The sequence below is a fragment of the Paraclostridium dentum genome, from assembly GCF_048568265.1.
In the GTDB taxonomy this organism is placed as follows: domain Bacteria; phylum Bacillota; class Clostridia; order Peptostreptococcales; family Peptostreptococcaceae; genus Paraclostridium; species Paraclostridium dentum.
Genome location: NZ_CP183813.1, coordinates 3,148,705 through 3,169,580, shown reverse-complemented (window position 1 = coordinate 3,169,580; position 20,876 = coordinate 3,148,705). Strand labels below are relative to the sequence as shown.

The 20,876-nt window shown below is 33.0% G+C and carries 20 protein-coding genes and 1 other annotated feature; all 20 genes read right to left on the bottom strand.

Translation table 11 applies throughout. From position 1 onward, the window contains the following. Window positions 1-11 precede the first annotated feature (11 nt). The 20 genes from fusA to ACN6I1_RS15015 all read right to left on the bottom strand — a co-directional run bounded on the left by fusA (window position 12) and on the right by ACN6I1_RS15015 (window position 20,741). Complete coding sequence (gene fusA / locus ACN6I1_RS15110; RefSeq protein ID WP_419742329.1) at window positions 12-2,078, bottom strand: elongation factor G; 2,067 nt, start codon at window positions 2,076-2,078, stop codon at window positions 12-14. A 56-nt stretch (window positions 2,079-2,134) separates the two neighbouring features. Beyond that, on the bottom strand, window positions 2,135-2,605 hold the full coding sequence (rpsG, locus tag ACN6I1_RS15105; protein WP_114541924.1) for a 30S ribosomal protein S7: 471 nt from the start codon (window positions 2,603-2,605) through the stop codon (window positions 2,135-2,137). Window positions 2,606-2,731: 126 nt separating this feature from the next. Further along, complete coding sequence (gene rpsL / locus ACN6I1_RS15100; protein ID WP_021431497.1) at window positions 2,732-3,154, bottom strand: 30S ribosomal protein S12; 423 nt, start codon at window positions 3,152-3,154, stop codon at window positions 2,732-2,734. A 309-nt stretch (window positions 3,155-3,463) separates the two neighbouring features. After that, window positions 3,464-6,952, bottom strand: coding sequence for a DNA-directed RNA polymerase subunit beta' (rpoC, locus tag ACN6I1_RS15095; protein ID WP_419742328.1), 3,489 nt, complete (start codon window positions 6,950-6,952; stop codon window positions 3,464-3,466). Window positions 6,953-6,995: 43 nt separating this feature from the next. After that, the gene (locus ACN6I1_RS15090) at window positions 6,996-10,694 is read right to left on the bottom strand and encodes a DNA-directed RNA polymerase subunit beta (protein ID WP_148552127.1); all 3,699 of its coding nucleotides are present in this window, start codon (window positions 10,692-10,694) and stop codon (window positions 6,996-6,998) included. A gap of 265 nt (window positions 10,695-10,959) precedes the next feature. Next, complete coding sequence (gene rplL / locus ACN6I1_RS15085) at window positions 10,960-11,322, bottom strand: 50S ribosomal protein L7/L12 (RefSeq protein ID WP_021428185.1); 363 nt, start codon at window positions 11,320-11,322, stop codon at window positions 10,960-10,962. A 70-nt stretch (window positions 11,323-11,392) separates the two neighbouring features. Beyond that, the gene (rplJ, locus tag ACN6I1_RS15080) at window positions 11,393-11,896 is read right to left on the bottom strand and encodes a 50S ribosomal protein L10 (RefSeq protein ID WP_419742327.1); all 504 of its coding nucleotides are present in this window, start codon (window positions 11,894-11,896) and stop codon (window positions 11,393-11,395) included. A gap of 36 nt (window positions 11,897-11,932) precedes the next feature. Beyond that, window positions 11,933-12,061 (bottom strand) — a sequence feature (ribosomal protein L10 leader region). A 52-nt stretch (window positions 12,062-12,113) separates the two neighbouring features. Beyond that, entirely contained in the window at window positions 12,114-12,812 is a 699-nt protein-coding gene (gene rplA / locus ACN6I1_RS15075; protein ID WP_220797543.1) for a 50S ribosomal protein L1, read from the bottom strand. A gap of 77 nt (window positions 12,813-12,889) precedes the next feature. After that, window positions 12,890-13,315, bottom strand: coding sequence for a 50S ribosomal protein L11 (gene rplK / locus ACN6I1_RS15070; protein WP_025161505.1), 426 nt, complete (start codon window positions 13,313-13,315; stop codon window positions 12,890-12,892). A 29-nt stretch (window positions 13,316-13,344) separates the two neighbouring features. After that, window positions 13,345-13,890 (bottom strand): transcription termination/antitermination protein NusG, encoded by a 546-nt coding sequence (nusG, locus tag ACN6I1_RS15065; RefSeq protein WP_025161504.1) that lies wholly within the window; start codon window positions 13,888-13,890, stop codon window positions 13,345-13,347. A 15-nt stretch (window positions 13,891-13,905) separates the two neighbouring features. Further along, window positions 13,906-14,127, bottom strand: a complete 222-nt coding sequence (secE, locus tag ACN6I1_RS15060) for a preprotein translocase subunit SecE (RefSeq protein ID WP_021428169.1) — start codon at window positions 14,125-14,127, stop codon at window positions 13,906-13,908. A 25-nt stretch (window positions 14,128-14,152) separates the two neighbouring features. Further along, entirely contained in the window at window positions 14,153-14,302 is a 150-nt protein-coding gene (gene rpmG, locus ACN6I1_RS15055) for a 50S ribosomal protein L33 (RefSeq protein WP_021121979.1), read from the bottom strand. A 218-nt stretch (window positions 14,303-14,520) separates the two neighbouring features. Next, window positions 14,521-15,714 carry an elongation factor Tu gene (tuf, locus tag ACN6I1_RS15050; RefSeq protein WP_021428171.1) on the bottom strand — a complete coding sequence of 398 codons (1,194 nt, stop codon included), beginning with the start codon at window positions 15,712-15,714 and terminating at the stop codon, window positions 14,521-14,523. A 64-nt stretch (window positions 15,715-15,778) separates the two neighbouring features. Then, on the bottom strand, window positions 15,779-16,426 hold the full coding sequence (gene sigH, locus ACN6I1_RS15045; RefSeq protein WP_021428164.1) for an RNA polymerase sporulation sigma factor SigH: 648 nt from the start codon (window positions 16,424-16,426) through the stop codon (window positions 15,779-15,781). A 60-nt stretch (window positions 16,427-16,486) separates the two neighbouring features. Next, on the bottom strand, window positions 16,487-17,014 hold the full coding sequence (locus tag ACN6I1_RS15040) for an NYN domain-containing protein (RefSeq protein ID WP_419742326.1): 528 nt from the start codon (window positions 17,012-17,014) through the stop codon (window positions 16,487-16,489). A 4-nt stretch (window positions 17,015-17,018) separates the two neighbouring features. Continuing rightward, a complete protein-coding gene (gene rlmB / locus ACN6I1_RS15035; RefSeq protein WP_021431488.1) occupies window positions 17,019-17,753 on the bottom strand; it encodes a 23S rRNA (guanosine(2251)-2'-O)-methyltransferase RlmB in 735 nt (244 codons plus the stop codon). 12 nt (window positions 17,754-17,765) lie between these two features. Next, window positions 17,766-18,524, bottom strand: a complete 759-nt coding sequence (gene thyX / locus ACN6I1_RS15030) for an FAD-dependent thymidylate synthase (protein WP_419742325.1) — start codon at window positions 18,522-18,524, stop codon at window positions 17,766-17,768. A gap of 134 nt (window positions 18,525-18,658) precedes the next feature. Continuing rightward, window positions 18,659-19,072, bottom strand: a complete 414-nt coding sequence (locus ACN6I1_RS15025) for a Mini-ribonuclease 3 (RefSeq protein ID WP_025162206.1) — start codon at window positions 19,070-19,072, stop codon at window positions 18,659-18,661. Further along, window positions 19,057-20,454: a cysteine--tRNA ligase gene (gene cysS, locus ACN6I1_RS15020; RefSeq protein WP_419742324.1), complete on the bottom strand. Its 1,398-nt coding sequence runs from the start codon at window positions 20,452-20,454 to the stop codon at window positions 19,057-19,059. The genes ACN6I1_RS15025 and cysS overlap by 16 nt, the downstream gene beginning before the upstream one ends. A 113-nt stretch (window positions 20,455-20,567) precedes the next feature. Next, entirely contained in the window at window positions 20,568-20,741 is a 174-nt protein-coding gene (locus ACN6I1_RS15015) for a hypothetical protein (RefSeq protein WP_021428173.1), read from the bottom strand. Between the last annotated feature and the right edge of the window lie 135 nt (window positions 20,742-20,876).

The following is a 20,876-nucleotide window of genomic DNA, read 5'->3' as shown; positions in this document are numbered from 1 at the left end:
AAATTAATTAATTATTTACCTTCAGCTATTTTCTTAGCAACTGAAGCTGGAACTTGCTCATAATGGTCGAATATCATAGTGTATGTTGCACGACCTTGAGTAGAAGATCTTAACTCTGTAGAGTATCCAAACATTTCTGAAAGTGGAACGAATGCATTTATAACTTGTGCACCAGATCTAGCTTCCATACCTTGTATTAAACCTCTCTTAGAGTTTAATCCACCCATAACGTCTCCCATGTATTCTTCTGGAGTAACAACTTCAACTTTGAAGTATGGCTCAAGTAATACAGAGTTTCCTCTCTTAAGAGCGTCCTTCATAGCCATAGAACCAGCCATTTTGAATGCCATTTCTGATGAATCGACTTCATGGTAAGAACCATCGTATAATTCAACAGCAACGTCAACAACTGGGAATCCAGCAACTACACCAGATGCCATAGCACCTTGTATACCTGCATCTGTTGGCCCAACGTACTCTTTTGGTACAGATCCACCAACAGTTTTATTTTCGAATTTGTATCCTGCTCCTGGCTCTTGAGGATTAACTCTAATCTTAACGTGACCGTATTGACCTCTACCACCTGATTGTTTAGAATATTTATACTCTATATCAACTGGCTGAGTTATAGTCTCTCTATAAGCAACTTGTGGAGCTCCAACGTTAGCTTCAACTTTGAATTCTCTTAATAATCTATCAACTATTATCTCTAAGTGTAATTCACCCATACCTGATATTATAGTTTGTCCTGTTTCTTCGTCAGTTCTAACTCTGAAAGTTGGATCCTCTTCAACTAACTTTTGAAGAGCTACACCCATTTTTTCTTGAGCAGCTTTTGACTTAGGCTCTATAGCAACAGATATAACTGGCTCAGGGAATTCCATAGTCTCAAGTACTATTGGATGACCTGGATCACATAAAGTATCTCCAGTAGTAGTATCTTTTAATCCAACAGCTGCAGCGATATCTCCTGCATACACTTCTGTTATTTCTTCTCTAGTATTAGCATGCATTTGTAGTATACGTCCTAATCTTTCTCTCTTGTTTTTAGTAGAGTTTAAAAGATAAGATCCACTTGATATTACCCCAGAGTAAACTCTGAAGAATGCTAACTTCCCAACAAATGGGTCAGTCATTATTTTGAATGCTAAAGCTGAGAATGGTTCTTCATCAGATGAATGTCTTTCTGCTTCTTCACCATCTTCTAATATACCTTTTATAGAAGGTATATCAGTTGGAGCTGGTAAGTAATCAACAACACCATCTAATAATAACTGAACACCTTTGTTCTTGTAAGCAGAACCACAGAATACTGGGTTAAGTTCACATGCTATAGTAGCTTTTCTTAGAGCAGTCTTTATTTCTTCAACAGTAAATTCTTCACCTTCAAGGTATTTCATCATTAACTCTTCATCAGTTTCAGCAACAGCTTCTACAAGCTTTTCTCTCCACTCTTGAGCTAATTCTTTCATATCTTCTGGTATTTCTGTTTTTATTATTTCTACACCTAAGTCATCTTTGTATATGTGAGCACACATTTCTACAAGGTCAACTTCTCCTTCTAACCAGTCTTCTTTACCTATTGGTAATTGAACCGGAACTGCATTAGCAGCTAATCTATCTTTCATCATAGCTACAACATTGTAGAAGTCTGCACCCATGATGTCCATTTTATTTACGAATGCAACTCTAGGTACTCCATAGTTATCAGCTTGTCTCCATACATTCTCAGATTGAGGTTCAACCCCACCTTTAGCACAGAAAACTGCAACTGAACCGTCAAGAACTCTTAGAGATCTTTCAACCTCAACTGTGAAATCGACGTGTCCTGGTGTATCTATTATATTTATTCTATGGTCTTTCCAAGCAGCAGTAGTAGCAGCAGAAGTTATTGTTATACCTCTCTCCTTCTCTTGCTCCATCCAGTCCATTTGAGAAGCTCCTTCGTGAGTTTCTCCTATTTTATGAGTTTGCCCTGTATAGAATAGGATTCTTTCTGTAGTAGTAGTTTTTCCAGCATCTATATGAGCCATGATTCCTATATTTCTAGTTCTTTCTAAAGGAAACTTTCTAGCCATGATTCTCCTCCTTACGACATCCTATCTAATAAAAGGATATCAAATATATCCTATTATTAGAATCTGTAATGAGCAAATGCTTTATTAGCTTCTGCCATCTTATGAGTATCTTCTTTCTTCTTAACAGAAGCTCCTGTATTGTTAGCAGCATCCATTATTTCTTTAGCTAGCTTTTCAACCATACCTTTTTCACCACGAGCTCTAGTATAGTTTACTAACCATCTTAATCCTAAAGTTTGTCTTCTTTCAGGTCTAACCTCAATTGGAACTTGGTAGTTAGCTCCACCAACTCTTCTAGCTTTAACCTCTAAAACAGGCATTATATTTTCCATAGCTGTTTCGAAAATTTCTAAAGCATTTTCTCCAGTTTTTTCAGCGATTATCTCGAAAGCATCATATACTATCTTTTGAGATTTCCCTTTTTTCCCATCTATCATTAAGTTATTTATTAACTTAGTTACTACCTTACTTCCATATAATGGATCTGGTAAAACTTCTCTTTTTGGAACATTACCTTTTCTTGGCATTTTGCTTCCCTCCTTAATTATTTAATCTTAAATCATAGGTACTCGACATCATATAAAACGCCGTGATGCCATAAATATCTATATATTTAAAGCACCGAACTATAATTGAAATTGATTTTTAATTGCTTATTTTTTTGCAGGTTTAGGTCTCTTAGCACCGTACTTAGATCTAGCTTGCATTCTCTTATCAACACCAGCTGTGTCTAATGTACCTCTTAATATGTGGTATCTAACCCCTGGAAGGTCTTTAACTCTTCCTCCTCTTATAAGAACAACACTATGTTCTTGTAAGTTGTGTCCTTCTCCTGGTATATAAGCAGAAACTTCTATACCGTTAGTTAATCTAACTCTGGCAACTTTTCTTAAAGCTGAGTTAGGTTTCTTAGGAGTAAATGTTTTAACTGAAGTACAAACCCCTCTTTTTTGTGGAGCACTAGTATCAGTTGATTTCTTGTGTAAAGAATCGTATCCTTTTTGTAATGCTGGAGCAGTAGATTTCTTTTCTATCGCTTTTCTTCTCTTACGAACTAATTGGTTAATTGTTGGCATCATCTGCACCTCCTTCCAAATTTTTCGATCTTAAATGACCGCCAACTACATCAATATGGGCTCATACTGATATAATATGTAGCAGGTATGCTACATTGCAATAAATGTCTATAACACACATTTGTGGTTTTAGCTCTTTAGTTTGGTGCATATTATTATGCTTTTTATTAGTTAAAATAAAATATATTTAAAATATTACTAAGAGCTTAGCCCTTAGTAATATTTAATATCTTTACTTCACATACCTTTACATTTTAGCATCAGAGACACCTTATGTCAAGGATGTTTAGTTTATATAACAAAGTAAAATTATTCTTCTATTTTTTCAACTGCTATATTTTTGTATCTCTTCATTCCTGTTCCTGCTGGTATTAACTTACCTATTATAACATTTTCTTTAAGACCTATTAAGTGATCTTCTTTTCCTTTTATAGCAGCTTCTGTTAATACTCTAGTAGTTTCTTGGAATGATGCAGCTGATAAGAAAGATTCTGTTGCAAGAGATGCTTTAGTTATACCAAGTAAAACTCTCTTAGCTGATGCAGGTCTTAGGCCTTGAGCTTCAGCTTCTTCATTTGTTTTATTGAATGTAAGAACATCTTCATATCCTCCTGGTAATAAATCAGTATCACCTGGATCTTCAACTTTAACTTTAGATAGCATTTGTCTAACAATTACTTCTATATGTTTATCGTTGATGTCAACCCCTTGCATTCTATAAACTCTTTGAACCTCTTTAACAACATAGTCTTGAACACCTTCAATACCTTTAACTCTTACTATATCATGAGGATTTATTGATCCTTGAGTTAAAGCTTCTCCAGCTTCTACAAATTGACCATTTTTCACTCTTAATCTTGAACCATATGGTATAGCATATACTTGTGCTTCACCTTGTTCTGGAACTACTGTAGCTTCTTTTCTTTTACCAGTTTCATCTATCTCTACTCTACCTGATACTTCAGTTATTGTAGCAAGCCCTTTTGGCTTTCTAGCTTCAAATAATTCCTCTACCCTTGGAAGACCTTGTGTTATATCTCCTCCGGCAACCCCACCTGTATGGAATGTACGCATTGTAAGCTGAGTACCAGGTTCACCGATTGATTGAGCAGCTATTATACCAACAGCTTCTCCTATATTAACTTCTTTACCAGTAGCTAAGTTTCTACCATAACACTTAGAACATACTCCATGGTTAGTTCTACAATTAAGAACTGTTCTTATCTTAACTATTTTTATTCCAGCCTCTATAATCTTTTCAGCTTGATCTTCTTGTATCATAGCATCAGCTTCAACGATTACTTCACCTGTTTCTGGATGAACTACAGGATCTATAGTATATCTTCCAACTATTCTATCATATAGTTCTTCTATTACTTCATTTCCATCTTTTATTGCAAAGATTTCTGTATCTTCTATTGTTCCACAGTCAACATCCCTAACAATAACATCTTGACTGACATCAACAAGTCTTCTTGTTAAGTATCCTGAGTCAGCTGTACGTAGAGCTGTATCGGCAAGACCCTTTCTAGCTCCATGTGAAGATGTGAAGTATTCAAGTACTGATAAACCTTCACGGAAGTTAGATTTAACTGGTATTTCAACTGTCTTACCAGATGCATTGGCCATCAGACCACGCATCCCAGCTAACTGTCTTATCTGGTTCTTAGAACCTCTGGCTCCAGAGTGAGCCATTATGAAGATGTTGTTTAATCTATCTAGGTTAGCCATAAGAGCATCTGTAACTTTTTCAGTAGTCTCTGTCCAAGTTTCTATTACTCTCTCATATCTTTCCTCGTTAGATATAAGACCTCTTCTATATGCTTTTTCATATTTATCAACTTTACCTTCAGCTTCAGTTATATAACCTTTCTTAGCTTCTGGTATTTTCATATCTGCAACAGCAACAGTTATACCACCTCTTGTAGAATATTTAAATCCTAAAGATTTTATATGGTCTAACATTTCAGCAGTTACTGTGTTTCCATGCTTTCTGAAACACTTATCTATTATTTTCCCTAAAGACTTTTTATCTGCTAAGAAATCTACTTCTAAAGCAAACTTATCTTCGTTTCTATCAACGAATCCTAAGTCTTGAGGTATATTTTCATTGAATATAAATCTACCAACAGTTGCTTCTACTAATTGAGTTCCAACACCCACAACAGTTCTTCTTACTTTAACTAATGAGTGTAATGTAACTGCATTATTATCATAAGCAAGCATCATTTCATTATAATCTTTGAAGATCATTCCAGTACCTCTAGCACCTTCTTGAGCTTCTATTGTTAAGTAGTAACACCCTAGAACCATATCCTGAGAAGGAGTAGTTATAGGAGAACCATCTTTAGGAGCAAGTATGTTATTTACAGATAACATTAAGAATCTCGCCTCAGCTTGAGCTTCAACAGATAAAGGAACGTGTACTGCCATTTGGTCACCATCGAAGTCAGCGTTGTATGCTGTACATACTAATGGATGTAACTTTATAGCTTTTCCTTCAACTAAAACTGGTTCAAATGCTTGTATACCTAATCTATGAAGAGTTGGAGCACGGTTAAGCATCACTGGATGTCCTTCTATAACATCTTCTAATACGTCCCAAACTTCCGGCTTAACTTTTTCTACTATAGATTTTGCACTCTTTATGTTGTGTGCATATCCTTCTTTAACTAATCTATCCATAACAAATGGCTTGAATAATTCAAGAGCCATCTTCTTAGGAAGACCACATTGATAGAATTTAAGTTCTGGTCCAACAACTATAACAGAACGTCCTGAGTAGTCAACACGCTTACCAAGTAAGTTTTGACGGAAACGACCTTGCTTACCTTTAAGCATATCTGATAAAGATTTTAATGGTCTATTTCCTGGTCCAGTTACTGGTCTACCTCTTCTACCATTGTCTATTAAAGCATCTACAGCTTCTTGAAGCATTCTCTTCTCATTTCTTACAATGATATCTGGAGCTCCAAGCTCTAATAATCTCTTTAATCTATTATTTCTATTTATAACTCTTCTGTATAAGTCATTTAAGTCAGATGTTGCAAATCTTCCTCCATCTAATTGAACCATCGGTCTTAAATCAGGTGGTATAACTGGAATAGCATCTAATATCATCCACTCTGGTTTATTTCCAGATTTCTTAAATGCTTCTACAACTTCTAATCTTCTTATAGTTCTAACTCTTTTTTGACCTGTACTATCTTTTAGTTCAGCTCTTAATTCTTTACTTTGTTGCTCTAAATTTATGTTTTGTAAAAGCTTCTTAACAGCTTCAGCACCCATCCCTACTTCGAAAGTATTATATCCGTACTTTTCTACAGCAGTTCTGTATTCTTTTTCTGTTAATAATTGCTTTTCATTTAATCCAGTTTCACCAGGATTAGTTACTACATATGATGCAAAGTATAATATTTTTTCTAATGATCTAGGAGACATATCAAGTAGAAGTCCCATTCTACTTGGTATACCTTTGAAGTACCAGATATGAGACATAGGAGCTGCTAGCTCTATATGTCCCATTCTTTCTCTTCTTACCTTTGCTTTAGTTACTTCTACTCCACATCTATCACAAACAACACCTTTGTATCTAACTCTTCTGTACTTTCCACAGTGACACTCCCAGTCCTTTTGTGGTCCAAATATTCTTTCACAGAAAAGACCATCTTTCTCAGGCTTAAGTGTACGGTAGTTTATTGTTTCAGGCTTTTTTACTTCTCCTCTAGACCATTGTCTTATTTTTTCTGGAGAAGCCAATGCTATTTTTATTGACTCGAAATTGTTTAGTTCAAACAAGGAGTTCTCTCCCTTCTATTTGAGATTTACTTAAAATAAGAAACTATATATCAAAGTCTTCATCGTCGTAATTTAAGTCTTCGTAAACTACGTCTTCTTCAAATTCTAATTCTTCTACTTCTTCTGATGTTTCAAGATCATCTATTTCTTCAACTATGCTATTTTCTTCAAGTTCGCTTATGTTTTCCATAATATCCAATTCAAATTCTTTAGCATCTTCATCTATATCTATAGACTCTCTTACTTCTATTTCTTTATCTTCTTCTGTTAATACTTTTACATCTAAGCATAAACTTTGAAGTTCTTTTATTAAAACTTTAAATGATTCTGGTATACCTGGTTCAGGTATATTTTCACCTTTAACGATAGCTTCGTAAGTTCTAACACGTCCTACAACGTCATCTGACTTAACTGTAAGAATTTCTTGAAGTATGTGAGCAGCACCATATGCTTCTAATGCCCAAACCTCCATCTCTCCGAATCTCTGACCACCGAATTGTGCTTTACCACCAAGCGGTTGTTGAGTTACTAAAGAGTATGGTCCTGTACTTCTTGCATGTAACTTATCATCAACTAAGTGATGTAGTTTTAACATGTACATGTATCCAACTGTAATTCTATTGTCAAATACATCTCCAGTTCTACCATCGTATAAAGTTACTTTCCCATCATCTGGATATCCTGCTTCTACTAGTGCTTTTCTTATATCTGGCTCTTTCGCTCCATCAAATACTGATGTAGCTACATGCCATCCTAAAGTTTTAGCAGCAAGACCTAAATGAACTTCAAGAACCTGTCCGATGTTCATACGAGATGGTATACCTTGTGGGTTAAGAACTATATCAAGTGGCTGACCATTTTCCATGAACGGCATGTCTTCTTCAGGTAATACTCTTGATATAACCCCTTTGTTACCATGACGTCCGGCCATTTTATCTCCAACTCTTATTTTTCTCTTCTTAGCTATATAACATCTAACTAATTCATTAACTCCTGGAGATAAATCATCTCCGTTTTCTCTTGTGAATACTTTTACGTCAACTATTATACCAGATTCTCCATGAGGTACTTTTAATGAAGTATCTCTAACTTCTCTAGCTTTTTCTCCGAATATAGCACGAAGTAATCTTTCCTCTGCAGTAAGTTCTGTTTCTCCTTTAGGAGTTACTTTACCTACTAATATATCTCCAGAGTCAACTTCTGCCCCTATTCTGATTACACCTCTTTCGTCTAAGTTCTTTATAGCACTTTCTCCAACGTTAGGTATATCTCTAGTTATTTCTTCTGGTCCTAGTTTAGTATCTCTAGCTTCACATTCATATTCTTCTATATGAATAGTAGATAGTCTGTCTTCTTTTACAAGTCTTTCATTTATTAAGATAGCATCCTCATAGTTGTAACCTTCCCATGTCATGAATGCTATGAAGCAGTTTCTTCCTAAAGCTACTTCTCCCATCTCAGTAGATGGTCCGTCAGCTATAACATCTCCAGCTTCTATCTTATCATTTTTATTTATTATAGGAGTTTGATTTATACAAGTACCTTGGTTTGAACGCTTAAACTTAAGTAACTTATATCTATCTTTATTTCCATCTTCTCTTCTTATGATTATCTCTTCTGCACTTACTCTTTCTGCTATACCAGCATTTTTAGCAACTACAACTGCTCCAGAGTCTTTAGCAGCTCTATATTCAACACCTGTACCTATGATAGGTGCTTCTCTTCTTACCAGTGGTACTGCTTGACGTTGCATGTTTGATCCCATAAGCGCACGGTTGGCGTCATCATTCTCTAAGAATGGTATCATAGCTGTCGCTATAGACACAACTTGCTTAGGAGATATATCCATGTAGTCAACTTTATCAGTAGGAACTAATTCCATGGCACCATTTACAGTTCTACATACAACTCTGCTGTTCACGAATGCATCATTATCATCTAAAGGCTCATTTGCTTGAGCTCTTATAAATAAGTCTTCTTCGTCAGCTGTTAAGTAATGTATTTCATCTGTAACTTTTTCGCTCTCCTTATCATATTTTCTATAAGGAGATTCTATAAATCCAAATTCATTTATTTTTGCATATGTTCCTAGAGAGTTTATAAGACCGATGTTTGGTCCCTCTGGAGTCTCTATCGGACACATTCTTCCGTAGTGAGAATGGTGAACGTCACGAACTTCGAATCCAGCTCTTTCTCTTGAAAGTCCTCCTGGTCCAAGTGCTGATAGTCTTCTCTTATGAGTTAACTCTGATAATGGGTTTGTTTGGTCCATGAATTGTGATAACTGAGAACTACCAAAAAATTCTTTTATTGCAGCTGAAACAGGTCTTATGTTTACTAATGCTTGAGGAGTTATAGATTCCATATCTTGAACCGTCATTCTTTCCTTTATAACTCTTTCCATTCTTGAAAGACCTATTCTAACTTGGTTTTGTAGTAATTCACCAACTGATCTTATTCTTCTGTTTCCTAAATGATCTATATCATCTATATTACCTATTCCATAGAATATATTAAATTGGTAGCTTATAGAAGCAATTATGTCATCTAATAATATATGCTTTGGTATAAGTTCTTTCATTCTAGATTTTATAGCTTCTTTGATTTCTTCTTCTTCACTATACTCATCTAAAATCTCTTTTAAAGTTGGGTAGTGAACTTTTTCTTTTATCTTTAAATCGTCTATATCAAAGTTTATATGTGATTTTATATCTACAAAGTTATTCCCTATAACTTTTACAACTTTTTCATCTTCAGTCAATAACTCAACAACATTTATTCCTGAGTTTTGTATAGCAACAGCTACTTCTAAAGATATTTTTTCTTCAGCTTTAACAAATACTTCCCCTGTTTCTGGATTTATAATATCGTTAGCTGAAATTTTATTCATTATTCTATAGCATAACGCAAGTTTCTTATTGAACTTGTATCTACCAACTTTAGCTAAGTCATATCTCTTAGCATCAAAGAATAATGCATTTAATAATGATGATGCACTTTCTACTGTTGGAGGTTCACCTGGTCTTAACTTTTTGTATATTTCTATAAGACCTTCTTCAACAGTTTTTGTGTTATCTTTTTCTAATGTAGCCATTAATCTTTCATCTTCGCCTAATAGCTCTATTATTTCTGCATCTGAACCTATTCCAAATGCTCTTAATAAGACTGTAACAGGTTGTTTTCTTGTTCTGTCAACTCTTACAGATATAACATCATTAGAATCAGTTTCATATTCTAACCATGCACCTCTGTTTGGTATAACAGTAGATGATATAAGTCTTTTACCTGACTTATCCATTTCTTGAGCATAGTAAACTCCAGGAGATCTAACTAACTGACTTACTATAACCCTTTCTGCTCCGTTTATTATGAAAGTTCCCTTTTCTGTCATTAAAGGGAAGTCACCCATAAATACTTCTTGTTCTTTTATTTCACCTGTTTCTTTATTTATAAGTCTTACTTTAACTTTTAGAGGTGCACAATATGTTGCATCTCTTTCTTTACATTCTTCTATGTCATACTTCGGTTTCTCGTCTAAAGAATAATCAACAAATTCTAATATAAGATTACCTGTATAATCTTCTATAGGTGAAATGTCTTCAAACACTTCTTTTAAACCTTCTTTTAAAAACCACTCATAGGAATCGCATTGTATCTCTATAAGATTTGGTACATCAGCTATCTCTTTTATTTTTGAGTAGCTCATTCTAGTTCTCTTACCTATCGTGACAGGATGTGGCATTCACTTTTCACCTCTCAATAATTAAAAATAAAACCATAGTTTATTCTAACGCATCTAATAATTCTAACATAATTGCAAGCTTTTTTCAATATATAACTTTTATGTATATGCATAATATTAGCTTTTTTTGTTCGACATAAAACATGCATTATCTATTATGTTCAAAAATTCATCCTCTAATTCGCTTTTTTTAAAAATATACTGTTAATTTCTGCATTTGAGGAAAAAAAAAGATGCCCTAAAGGACATCTTCTTTAAAAGAAAACTACTTAACTTCTACTGAAGCTCCAGCAGCTTCTAACTTTTCTTTCATTTGTTCAGCTTCGTCTTTAGAAACTGCTTCTTTTAATGTCTTAGGAGCATTGTCAACTAATTCTTTAGCTTCTTTTAATCCTAATCCAGTTATTTCTCTAACTGCTTTTATAACCCCAACTTTTGAAGATCCAGCACTTGTTAATACTAAATCAAACTCAGTTTTCTCTTCAGCAGCTCCACCAGCAGCAGCACCAGCCATCATAACTGGAGCTGAAGCAGATACTCCGAATTTCTCTTCTGCAGCTTTAACTAATTCATTTAATTCTAAAACTTTCATGTTTTCTATAGCTTCTAATATTTGTTCTATTGTCATTGTTAGCACCTCCGAATTATATTCTTTTCAATTAATAATTGTTATTTTTTTCTTATTTCTTAAGCTATTATTAAGCTTCTTGACCTTCTTGCTTCTTGATCATTGCATCTAATAAGTATGCAAAGTTTGATACTGGAGCTTTTAAGCTTCCAAGTAATTTAGCAAGAAGTACTTCTCTTGATGGTATATTAGCGAATGCAACGATATCTTCTTTACCGTAGAATTCCCCTTCAACTACACCCATTTTTAATTCCATTTTTGGATGAGAATCCATAAATTCTTTTATTATTCTAGCTGGAGCAACTGGATCTTCGTGTCCGAATGCTATCGCATTTGTTCCTACTAATAATTCGTCATTGAATTGTTCTATACCAACTTCTTTAGCTGCTTTTCTAACTAAAGTGTTTTTGTATACTTTGTATTCAACACCAGCTTCTCTCATTTTCTTTCTTAATTCAGTTACTTCTTCAACTGTTAATCCTTTGTAATCAACAACTATAGCAGAAGAACAGTTTTGTAACTTCTCAACTATTTCAGCAACAACATGTGATTTTACTTCTATAGCTTTTCTCATCTGGTCAGCACCTCCTTCATCCGATAGGTTTTATCTGCCGCAACTTATAAAAGCTTTTGTAATCATATAGACATACAAAAGCTTTAGCATCAAAATTTATCTAAAACCTCGGTAGGATATTAAGCTTAAAGCACCTACTGTCTACGGCAAATCTATTCTTTTTTATTTATTAACGAATATTATTTTAACATCGTTATTTATTAATGTCAAGCTTTTATTATTCAGCTATTTTAGCAGGGTTAACTTTAACTCCTGGTCCCATAGTTGAAGTAACAGCTACGCTCTTTAAGTATTGTCCCTTAGCAGCAGCAGGCTTAGCCTTAACTATAGCATCCATTAATGCAGCAAAGTTTTCAGTTAACTTTTCTCCACCGAAAGATACTTTTCCTACTGGAACGTGTATTATGTTAGTTTTATCTAATCTATATTCAACTTTACCAGCTTTTATTTCATCTATAGCCTTAGCTACGTCAAAAGTAACTGTTCCTGATTTAGGGTTTGGCATTAAACCTTTAGGTCCTAATACTCTACCTAATCTACCTACTACACCCATCATATCTGGAGTAGCAACAATTACATCAAAGTCAAACCAGTTTTCACCTTGTATTTTTTGTACTAATTCTTCAGCACCTACAAAGTCAGCACCAGCATTTGTAGCTTCTTCAGCTTTTGCACCTTTAGCAAAAACTAAAACTCTTTTAGTTTTACCAGTTCCGTGTGGTAATACAACCGCACCTCTTACTTGTTGGTCAGCGTGTCTTGAGTCAACACCTAACTTTATATGAGCTTCTACAGTCTCATCAAACTTAGCAGTAGCAACTTCTGCAACTAAAGCTAAAGCTTCTGAAGCATCATATAATCTAGTTTTATCTATTTTACTTAAAGCTTCTACGTATTTTTTACCTTTTTTAGCCATTTTTCATGTCCTCCTTGTGGTTATATTGGTTTTTTACCTCCCACTTTTTCAAGCGAAGATAACTAATCTAATATTAATTAGTCTTCAACAACGATACCCATACTTCTTGCAGTACCAGCTATCATTCTCATAGCAGATTCTACTGAAGCAGCGTTTAAGTCAGGCATTTTTAACTCAGCTATTTCTCTTACCTTAGCTGAAGATAAAGTAGCAACCTTCTTCTTATTTGGCTCTCCTGAAGCAGTATCTAATCCAGCAGCTTTCTTTAATAATACTGCAGCTGGAGGAGTTTTTGTTATGAAACTGAAAGATCTATCTTGATATACAGTTATAACAACTGGTATTATCATCCCAGCTTGATCTGCAGTTTTAGCATTGAATTCCTTTGTGAATCCCATTATGTTAACACCGTGTTGTCCTAATGCTGGTCCAACTGGTGGAGCTGGTGTAGCTTTCCCTGCAGGTATTTGTAATTTTATTTGACCTATAACTTTTTTAGCCATTGAGCGCACCTCCTCAGATTATTTATTCTCTAGTTATATTTTTCTATGCCTTTGTAGTCTATTGCAAATAGAGTTTTTTTACCAAAAGCATCTATACACACTTTTACTTCTTTTGATTCCAGGTCTATCTCTTCTATAGTTCCTATTTGTCCTTCAAAAGGACCGTTAGCAACCTTTATTACTTCGCCAATTTCAAAATTTATGTCTCCGCTTACTAATTTAGGAACAGCTGTATCTATGCCCATAGCTATTACTTCTTCTTCACTTAAAGGAACTGGCTTAGAACCTGGTCCTACAAATCCAGTAACCCCTTTAGTATTTCTTACGACATACCAAGATTCATCAGTAATAACCATTTTTACTAGTACGTACCCTGGAAATACCTTACGTTGTCTAGTTTTTTCTTTCCCAGTTTTTGTAGTCTCAACTACATCTTCAGTAGGGACAACTACTTGAGTTATGCAATCTTCCATACCTCTAGTTTTAACAGCTTTTTCAATTGTTGCTTTAACTTTATTTTCATGACCTGAATAAGTATGTACTACATACCATCTAGCCTCTTGTAATTCCGACATTCTGATTCTCCCTTTCTATTTTAGTATTAGATTTAGTGCACCAGATAATACACTATCTAAAGCCCATACTAAGATAGTAGCCGAAACAACAACAGTTAAAACAACTCCTGTGTTTTTTAAAAGCTCTTTCTTTGTTGGCCACGTAACTCTTTTTAATTCACTTTTAGTTTCCTTAACATATCTAACGAAACTAAATTTCTTTTTAGTTCTTGGACTTTCATTTATTTGGGCAGCCATTCCACACTCACATCCTTAATAAAAACTATTTTGTTTCTTTATGAGCAGTATGCTTCTTACAGAATCTACAATATTTTTGTAATTCTATTCTATCTGGGTTATTCTTTTTGTTTTTAGTAGTGTTGTAGTTTCTTTGCTTACACTCTGTACATGCTAAAGTTACTTTAACTCTCATCTGCTACACCTCCAACTCGTAAATACAATATATATATTGTTAACTTTATTGCCTACTCTGTATAATAGGTTCAATTTATCGTTTTTGAATCATCACCTCATATAAATTATCATAAATTAGTAGGCATGTCAATGTTTTTGTTAGTTTCAAGTTAAAAAAAGAGGAGGATATCCCCCTCTTTTTTTTAGTTTTTTAAACTTATATTTAAGGTAAGAGAATTACTCTATTATAGAAGAAACAACACCTGATGCTACTGTTCTTCCACCTTCTCTTATTGCGAATCTTAATCCTTCTTCTATTGCTATTGAGTTTATTAACTCTATATTCATTTGGATGTTATCTCCAGGCATAACCATTTCTACACCTTCTGGTAACTTACAAGCTCCTGTTACGTCAGTTGTTCTGAAGTAGAATTGAGGTCTGTATCCATCGAAGAATGGAGTATGTCTTCCACCTTCTTCTTTCTTTAATACGTATACTTCTGCATTGAACTTAGTGTGAGGCTTAACAGTTCCTGGCTTAGCTAAAACTTGTCCTCTTTCTATTTCATTTCTTTGTACACCTCTTATTAATGCTCCTATGTTATCTCCAGCTTGTGCTTGGTCTAATAACTTTCTGAACATTTCTACTCCTGTTATTACCATTTTTCTTGGCTCTTCAGCTAAACCTACTAGTTCAACTTCGTCTTGAACCTTTAATACTCCTCTTTCAACTCTACCTGTAGCAACTGTTCCTCTACCTGTTATAGAGAATACGTCTTCTACTGGCATTAAGAAGTCTTTATCTACATCTCTCTCTGGAGCTGGTATATATTCGTCTATTTGCTCGAATAATTCAACTATCTTATCTCCCCACTCTGAAGAAGAATCTTGTAATGCCATTAAAGCAGATCCTCTTACTATTGGAGTGTCATCTCCTGGGAATTCGTACTCGTTTAATAAGTCTCTAACTTCCATTTCAACTAACTCTAATAATTCTTCATCGTCTACCATATCACATTTGTTTAAGAATACTACTATGTATGGTACACCAACTTGTCTTGATAATAATATATGCTCTCTTGTTTGAGGCATTGGTCCATCAGTTGCAGAACAAACTAATATAGCACCGTCCATTTGAGCAGCACCTGTTATCATGTTCTTAACGTAGTCAGCATGTCCTGGGCAGTCAACGTGAGCGTAATGTCTGTTTGGAGTCTCATATTCAACGTGAGCAGTTGATATTGTGATTCCTCTTTCTCTTTCTTCTGGAGCTTTATCTATATTAGCGAAGTCTACTGCTTCTCCTAATTGATATCTATCGAATAATGTTTTTGTTATAGCTGCAGTTAATGTAGTTTTACCGTGGTCAACGTGACCTATTGTTCCTATATTAACATGTGGCTTGTTTCTTTCAAATTTAGCTTTAGCCATTTTGAATTCCTCCCTTTGTATATTTGTTAATGCTTACATTAAGCTTATGCTAAGTATTTTACTATTAATTATTTCTGTTTTCAAGATATTTTTCCAATTTTCTCTTCACTCTTTGTAACGCATTATCAATAGACTTAACATCTCTATCCAATTTATCTGCTATGTATTGATAAGACTTGCCATTTAAGTACAATTCTAAAACTTCTAGCTCCAACTTACTTAAAATTTCATTCATCTTTGATTCTATATTTTTAAGTTCCTCTTTGCTTATTATTAATTCTTCTGGATCAGTAATTATACTTGTTGCTATTATATCTAATAAAGTTCTATCTGATTCTTCATCATATATAGGCTTGTTCAAAGATACATAAGAGTTAAGTGGTATATGTTTTTGTCTTGTTGCTGTTTTTATTGCTGTTATAATTTGCCTTGTTATACATATCTCTGCGAAACACTTAAAAGAGTTTGTTTTAGTACCGTCAAAATCTCTTATAGCTTTGTAAAGTCCTATCATACCTTCTTGGATTATGTCTTCTTTATCCGCTCCTACTAAAAAGTATGACTTTGCCTTTGATTTAACAAAGTTTTTATACTTGGTAATTATATACTCCAGTGCTATTGTGTCCCCTTTGTTTGCTTTTAATACTATTTCATATTCATCTTGCTGAGAATTATTTATAAACCCAAAATTATTTTCTTTAGCTACTAACATTTTACTATCCCCCATTACTTAATTTCATAGGTATATTATAGTTTATTAAACTTAGTAATTTCAACGGTTTCTACGAATGTTCTCAAGTTTCGACAAAGTTTCTTTATCTAATCTATCTTCTAACCAATTTCTTTGAATTTTGCGCTCTGACCCTATTTGCTTACTTCTTATCTTGTTTTTAGCGTCTTCTATGTCTAATTTAAGCTCTCTAGCTGATATTCTAGATGCTCCTTTACCTAATACTATTTGTTGTTCAGCATAATCATTTGTAGCTACTTTAACAACATCATACTTAGATAAAGATGTTATATATTTTTCAATATAACTATCTGCTGTTTGATGTTCTTTTGTATAAACTACTGTTATATATTTTCTTTTTTCTATTTTTTCCATAGAGCTTTTAACATTATATGCATCAAAAACAACAATGGCTTTTTGGCCTGAAAACTCTGCATATTCAATGATTATATCAATTAATTTTTCCCTAGATGCATCTAAATCTTCTACTGAAATACGTCTAAGTTCTTCCCATGCATTTATAATATTATATCCATCAATTATTAGATAATGATTAAACTTTCTTTTCATTACCTTATTTAGAGCCTATTCTTTGTTTGAATATTTCATATAAAAGTATACTTCCTGCAACTGATGCATTTAATGAAGTAACATTTCCTACCATAGGCATTTTCACTATATAGTCACAATTCTTTTTAACAAGCCTTGATATACCAAAACCTTCGCTTCCTATTACTAAACCTATAGGCCCTGTTAGGTTTTGCTCATAAAATGTTTGTCCATCCATATCTGCTGCTGCAATCCATAAACCGTGCTCTTTTAATGTTTTTATTGTGTTAACTATATTAGTTACCTTGCAAACAGGTACATACTCTACAGCCCCTGCAGATGCCTTTACAACTGTAGGTGTTATATGGACTGATCTTCTCTTTGGAATTATAACTCCATGAGCACCTACAGCGTCAGCTGTTCTTATTATTGATCCTAAATTATGAGGATCTGTTATTTCATCTAATATTATAAAAAATGGGTCTTCTCCCTTATCTTTTGCATTTTGAATTAAATCATCTAATTCAAAATATTTGTATTCACTAACATTAGCTATTACACCTTGATGTGAATGACTAGTACTTATTTCATCTAATTTATTTCTATCTACATATTGTATTATTATATTTTTTTCTTTTGCCATTGCAGTTATCTTTTTTATAGAGCCTTCTTTAGCTCCATTTGCTATCATTATTTTATCTATTTCTCTATCGTTTTTTATAGCTTCTATAACTGGATTTCTACCTTCTATAATTGCCAAAATCTTCACCGCCTATAAATTATTAAACTTTTCTCTTACTTGAACAATATTTCCACAAGTCATTTTTCCTTCTGGACAAGGTCCTTTTATACACTTTGGTCCTATATTCTTAAATAATATAGGAGCTATTAATCTTACTTGTCTTAACATTTCTATAGATAACTCTCTAATTTCCCATTGTGCTCTTTCACAACATCTATGATTAAAGAAATTATATAAACTTCTAGTATTCATTGTAAATACCATTTTCGTTTCACATGCATTAGGAAAAACATATCTTGCATCTTCTATTGCTTTCTTTTCTGCATTTCTTTTAGCTTCCTTCTCATTTTTTCCAGATTTGATTAAATTATTATAATGTTTTTTAAATAATATATCCACTAATTTATCATAAGATTCTTGATCCTTATTCATAGCATCTATAAATAGTTCTTTAGCTTCCTCGATACTCTCTATTTCAGGAGGAACTATATACTCGAATTGATCTAGCTTAACATATCTTTGACTTTGTTGAGAAAAACTTGCTATACGATGTCTAACAATTTGATGTGAACAGCTTCTTGATATCCCTTCTACAGCAAATGTAAATGTGACATGCTCTAACGGAGATTCATGTCCTATATTTATTAACATATTTAAAAATTTTTCTACACTTTCATCAGTTAAATTTTGTTCTATTTCATCTACTCCTACAGATGAATAACATAATTTTGCTGCCATTGATATCACCTTTTCTGGTTCAGGTGTGTGTGCTATTACTTTAACTTTCATGTGTGTACCTCCTTTAATAGTTTATTATATTATTATACATTATTTCGTCTAAAAATGGAGTTTTTTAAATTAACATAAATTTTTATATAAGCATAAAAAAGAGCTAATCTCTACATAGAGATAGCTCTTTTTTATTATATGCTCTCTTCTGTTATTTCAATTGCTTTTTGAATTATATAGTTCAATCTTTCATAATCTTTTTTCATATGAAGATATCCTATTAAAGCTTCAAATCCAGTAGCATTTTTATAGTCTATAATATCCGCATTTTTAGGTGTAGTATGAGACTTTTGATTACGTCCTCTTTTATATATTCTGTGTTCTTCTTCAGTCAATGATTCTTCAATAGTAAGAATCACATTTGCTTGAGCCTTAGCTTTTACATATTTTATAGCTGTCTTATGCAAATCATTAACTTTCTTGTTTACATTTCTATTTATAAGATACTCCCTTATATGTGATTCATATACAGTATCGCCTAAATAAGCAAGAACCAGTGGTGATACCGTAGCTAAGTTTACATTTTCCATTATTACACCCTTTTCCATTTAGTTCCTTGTCTTGTATCTTCTAAAACAATTCCCATTTCTAATAACTTATTTCTTATTTCATCTGCTAATGCAAAATCTTTATTTTTCTTTGCATCCACTCTATCTTGTATTAACTTTTCAATGTCATCATCTAAAACTTCTTCTTGTTTTTTATTAACTATATTTAGAACATTAGTTAATTCTTCAAACTCAGCTAAACATTTCTTAGCAAATGCTATTGATGATTCTTCATTTACATTAGTATTTATAAATCTAGCTAATTCAAATATAACACTTATAGCATCAGCTGTATTTATATCATCATCCATAGCAGATATGAATTTTTCTCTAAATGAATTTAATTCTTCACTTAAGCTTTTTTCGTCTTCTTTTATATCTATTACCTTTAAATTACTTAATGTAAATTCTAATTTTTCTTTTGTATTGTATAATCTCTCTAATCCAGCTTTTGACTGAGATAACATTTCATCACTAAAGTTTACTGGATTTCTATAATGAGCTGATAGCATAAAGAATCTTACAACTTCTAAATCATACTTATCTGCTATATCTCTTACTGTAAAGAAGTTACCTTTAGACTTACTCATTTTTTCATTATTTATATTTATATATCCATTGTGTATCCAGTAGTTAGAGAAAGTTTTTCCACTTCTAGCTTCACTTTGAGCTATTTCATTTTCATGATGTGGGAATGCTAAATCTTGCCCTCCAGCATGTATATCTATAGTGTCTCCTAAGTATCTCTTAGACATAACAGAACACTCTATATGCCACCCTGGTCTACCTACGCTCCATGGACTTTCCCATCCTGGCTCCCCTTCTTTTCTAGGTTTCCATAATACGAAATCCATTGGATGTCTTTTTTGAGAGTTTACTTCTATTCTTGCTCCTGCTTCTAGGTCTTCTTGATTTTGTTTAGATAATTTCCCATATCCTTCAAACTTTTGAGTATCAAAGTAAACTTCTCCGTTTACTGCATAAGCATATCCTTTTTCTTCTAATTCTTTTATAAATTCTATTATTTCATTGATATTATCAGTAACTCTTGGATGAACAGTAGCTCTTTTTATTCCTAATCCATCTGCATCTTTAAAATATTCATCTATGTACTTATCAGCAACTTGCTCCGGAGTTATTCCCTCTTCATTACCTCTTTTTATTATTTTATCATCTACATCAGTAAAGTTTTGAATATATTTTACATCATAACCTCTATATTCTAAATATCTTCTAAATGTATCAAATATTATAAAGGGTCTAGCATTTCCTATATGGAAGAAGTTGTAAACTGTAGGTCCACAAACATACATCTTTACCTTTCCTTCTTCTATTGGTACAAATTCTTCTTTTGTCCTAGTTAACGTATTGTATAACTTCATAATATTCACCTCACCATTGTTTAATTTATAAATCTAACTATATAATCTATTATAATTTATATTCGCTCGAATTAATAGTACTACTATTATACCCTCGGGCTTTTATAAACAAACTATTTAGTTTTAACCATCTCATTTTTTTCTAAAAATTCTATTTTATTAGATACACAATTTAAATATATATCATCATTAATGATTTTATTGTTTTTCATTTTACTAACTATGTCTACGTAGTCTTTACAAAGTTGATCTAGTTCCTCCTTTATTTCGTTAATATCTATACTCATACAATCCTCCTAAAAATATACATTATTTTAATAATAAACTATTTAAAATATATTTAGTTTAACTGTTCAAAATTCCTTTATTTTTAGATTGTAATCTTTCTTCAAAAAACTACATAAAAAAAATCTCACCTAATA

Coding starts and splice junctions, on each gene's coding strand:
- fusA (WP_419742329.1), bottom strand. CDS start 2,078: ATGGCTAGAAAGTTTCCTTTAGAAAGAACTAGAAATATAGGAATCATG.
- rpsG (WP_114541924.1), bottom strand. CDS start 2,605: ATGCCAAGAAAAGGTAATGTTCCAAAAAGAGAAGTTTTACCAGATCCA.
- rpsL (WP_021431497.1), bottom strand. CDS start 3,154: ATGCCAACAATTAACCAATTAGTTCGTAAGAGAAGAAAAGCGATAGAA.
- ACN6I1_RS15090 (WP_148552127.1), bottom strand. CDS start 10,694: ATGCCACATCCTGTCACGATAGGTAAGAGAACTAGAATGAGCTACTCA.
- rplL (WP_021428185.1), bottom strand. CDS start 11,322: ATGACAATAGAACAAATATTAGAAGCTATAGAAAACATGAAAGTTTTA.
- rplJ (WP_419742327.1), bottom strand. CDS start 11,896: ATGAGAAAAGCTATAGAAGTAAAATCACATGTTGTTGCTGAAATAGTT.
- rplA (WP_220797543.1), bottom strand. CDS start 12,812: ATGGCTAAAAAAGGTAAAAAATACGTAGAAGCTTTAAGTAAAATAGAT.
- rplK (WP_025161505.1), bottom strand. CDS start 13,315: ATGGCTAAAAAAGTTATAGGTCAAATAAAATTACAAATACCTGCAGGG.
- nusG (WP_025161504.1), bottom strand. CDS start 13,890: ATGTCGGAATTACAAGAGGCTAGATGGTATGTAGTACATACTTATTCA.
- secE (WP_021428169.1), bottom strand. CDS start 14,127: ATGGCTGCCCAAATAAATGAAAGTCCAAGAACTAAAAAGAAATTTAGT.
- rpmG (WP_021121979.1), bottom strand. CDS start 14,302: ATGAGAGTTAAAGTAACTTTAGCATGTACAGAGTGTAAGCAAAGAAAC.
- tuf (WP_021428171.1), bottom strand. CDS start 15,714: ATGGCTAAAGCTAAATTTGAAAGAAACAAGCCACATGTTAATATAGGA.
- sigH (WP_021428164.1), bottom strand. CDS start 16,426: ATGTTAGTAGCTAAAGAAAATAATTTTGGGTTTATAAATAATTCTCAG.
- ACN6I1_RS15040 (WP_419742326.1), bottom strand. CDS start 17,014: ATGAAAAGAAAGTTTAATCATTATCTAATAATTGATGGATATAATATT.
- thyX (WP_419742325.1), bottom strand. CDS start 18,524: ATGAAAGTTAAAGTAATAGCACACACACCTGAACCAGAAAAGGTGATA.
- ACN6I1_RS15025 (WP_025162206.1), bottom strand. CDS start 19,072: ATGGAAAAGGGTGTAATAATGGAAAATGTAAACTTAGCTACGGTATCA.
- cysS (WP_419742324.1), bottom strand. CDS start 20,454: ATGAAGTTATACAATACGTTAACTAGGACAAAAGAAGAATTTGTACCA.
- ACN6I1_RS15015 (WP_021428173.1), bottom strand. CDS start 20,741: ATGAGTATAGATATTAACGAAATAAAGGAGGAACTAGATCAACTTTGT.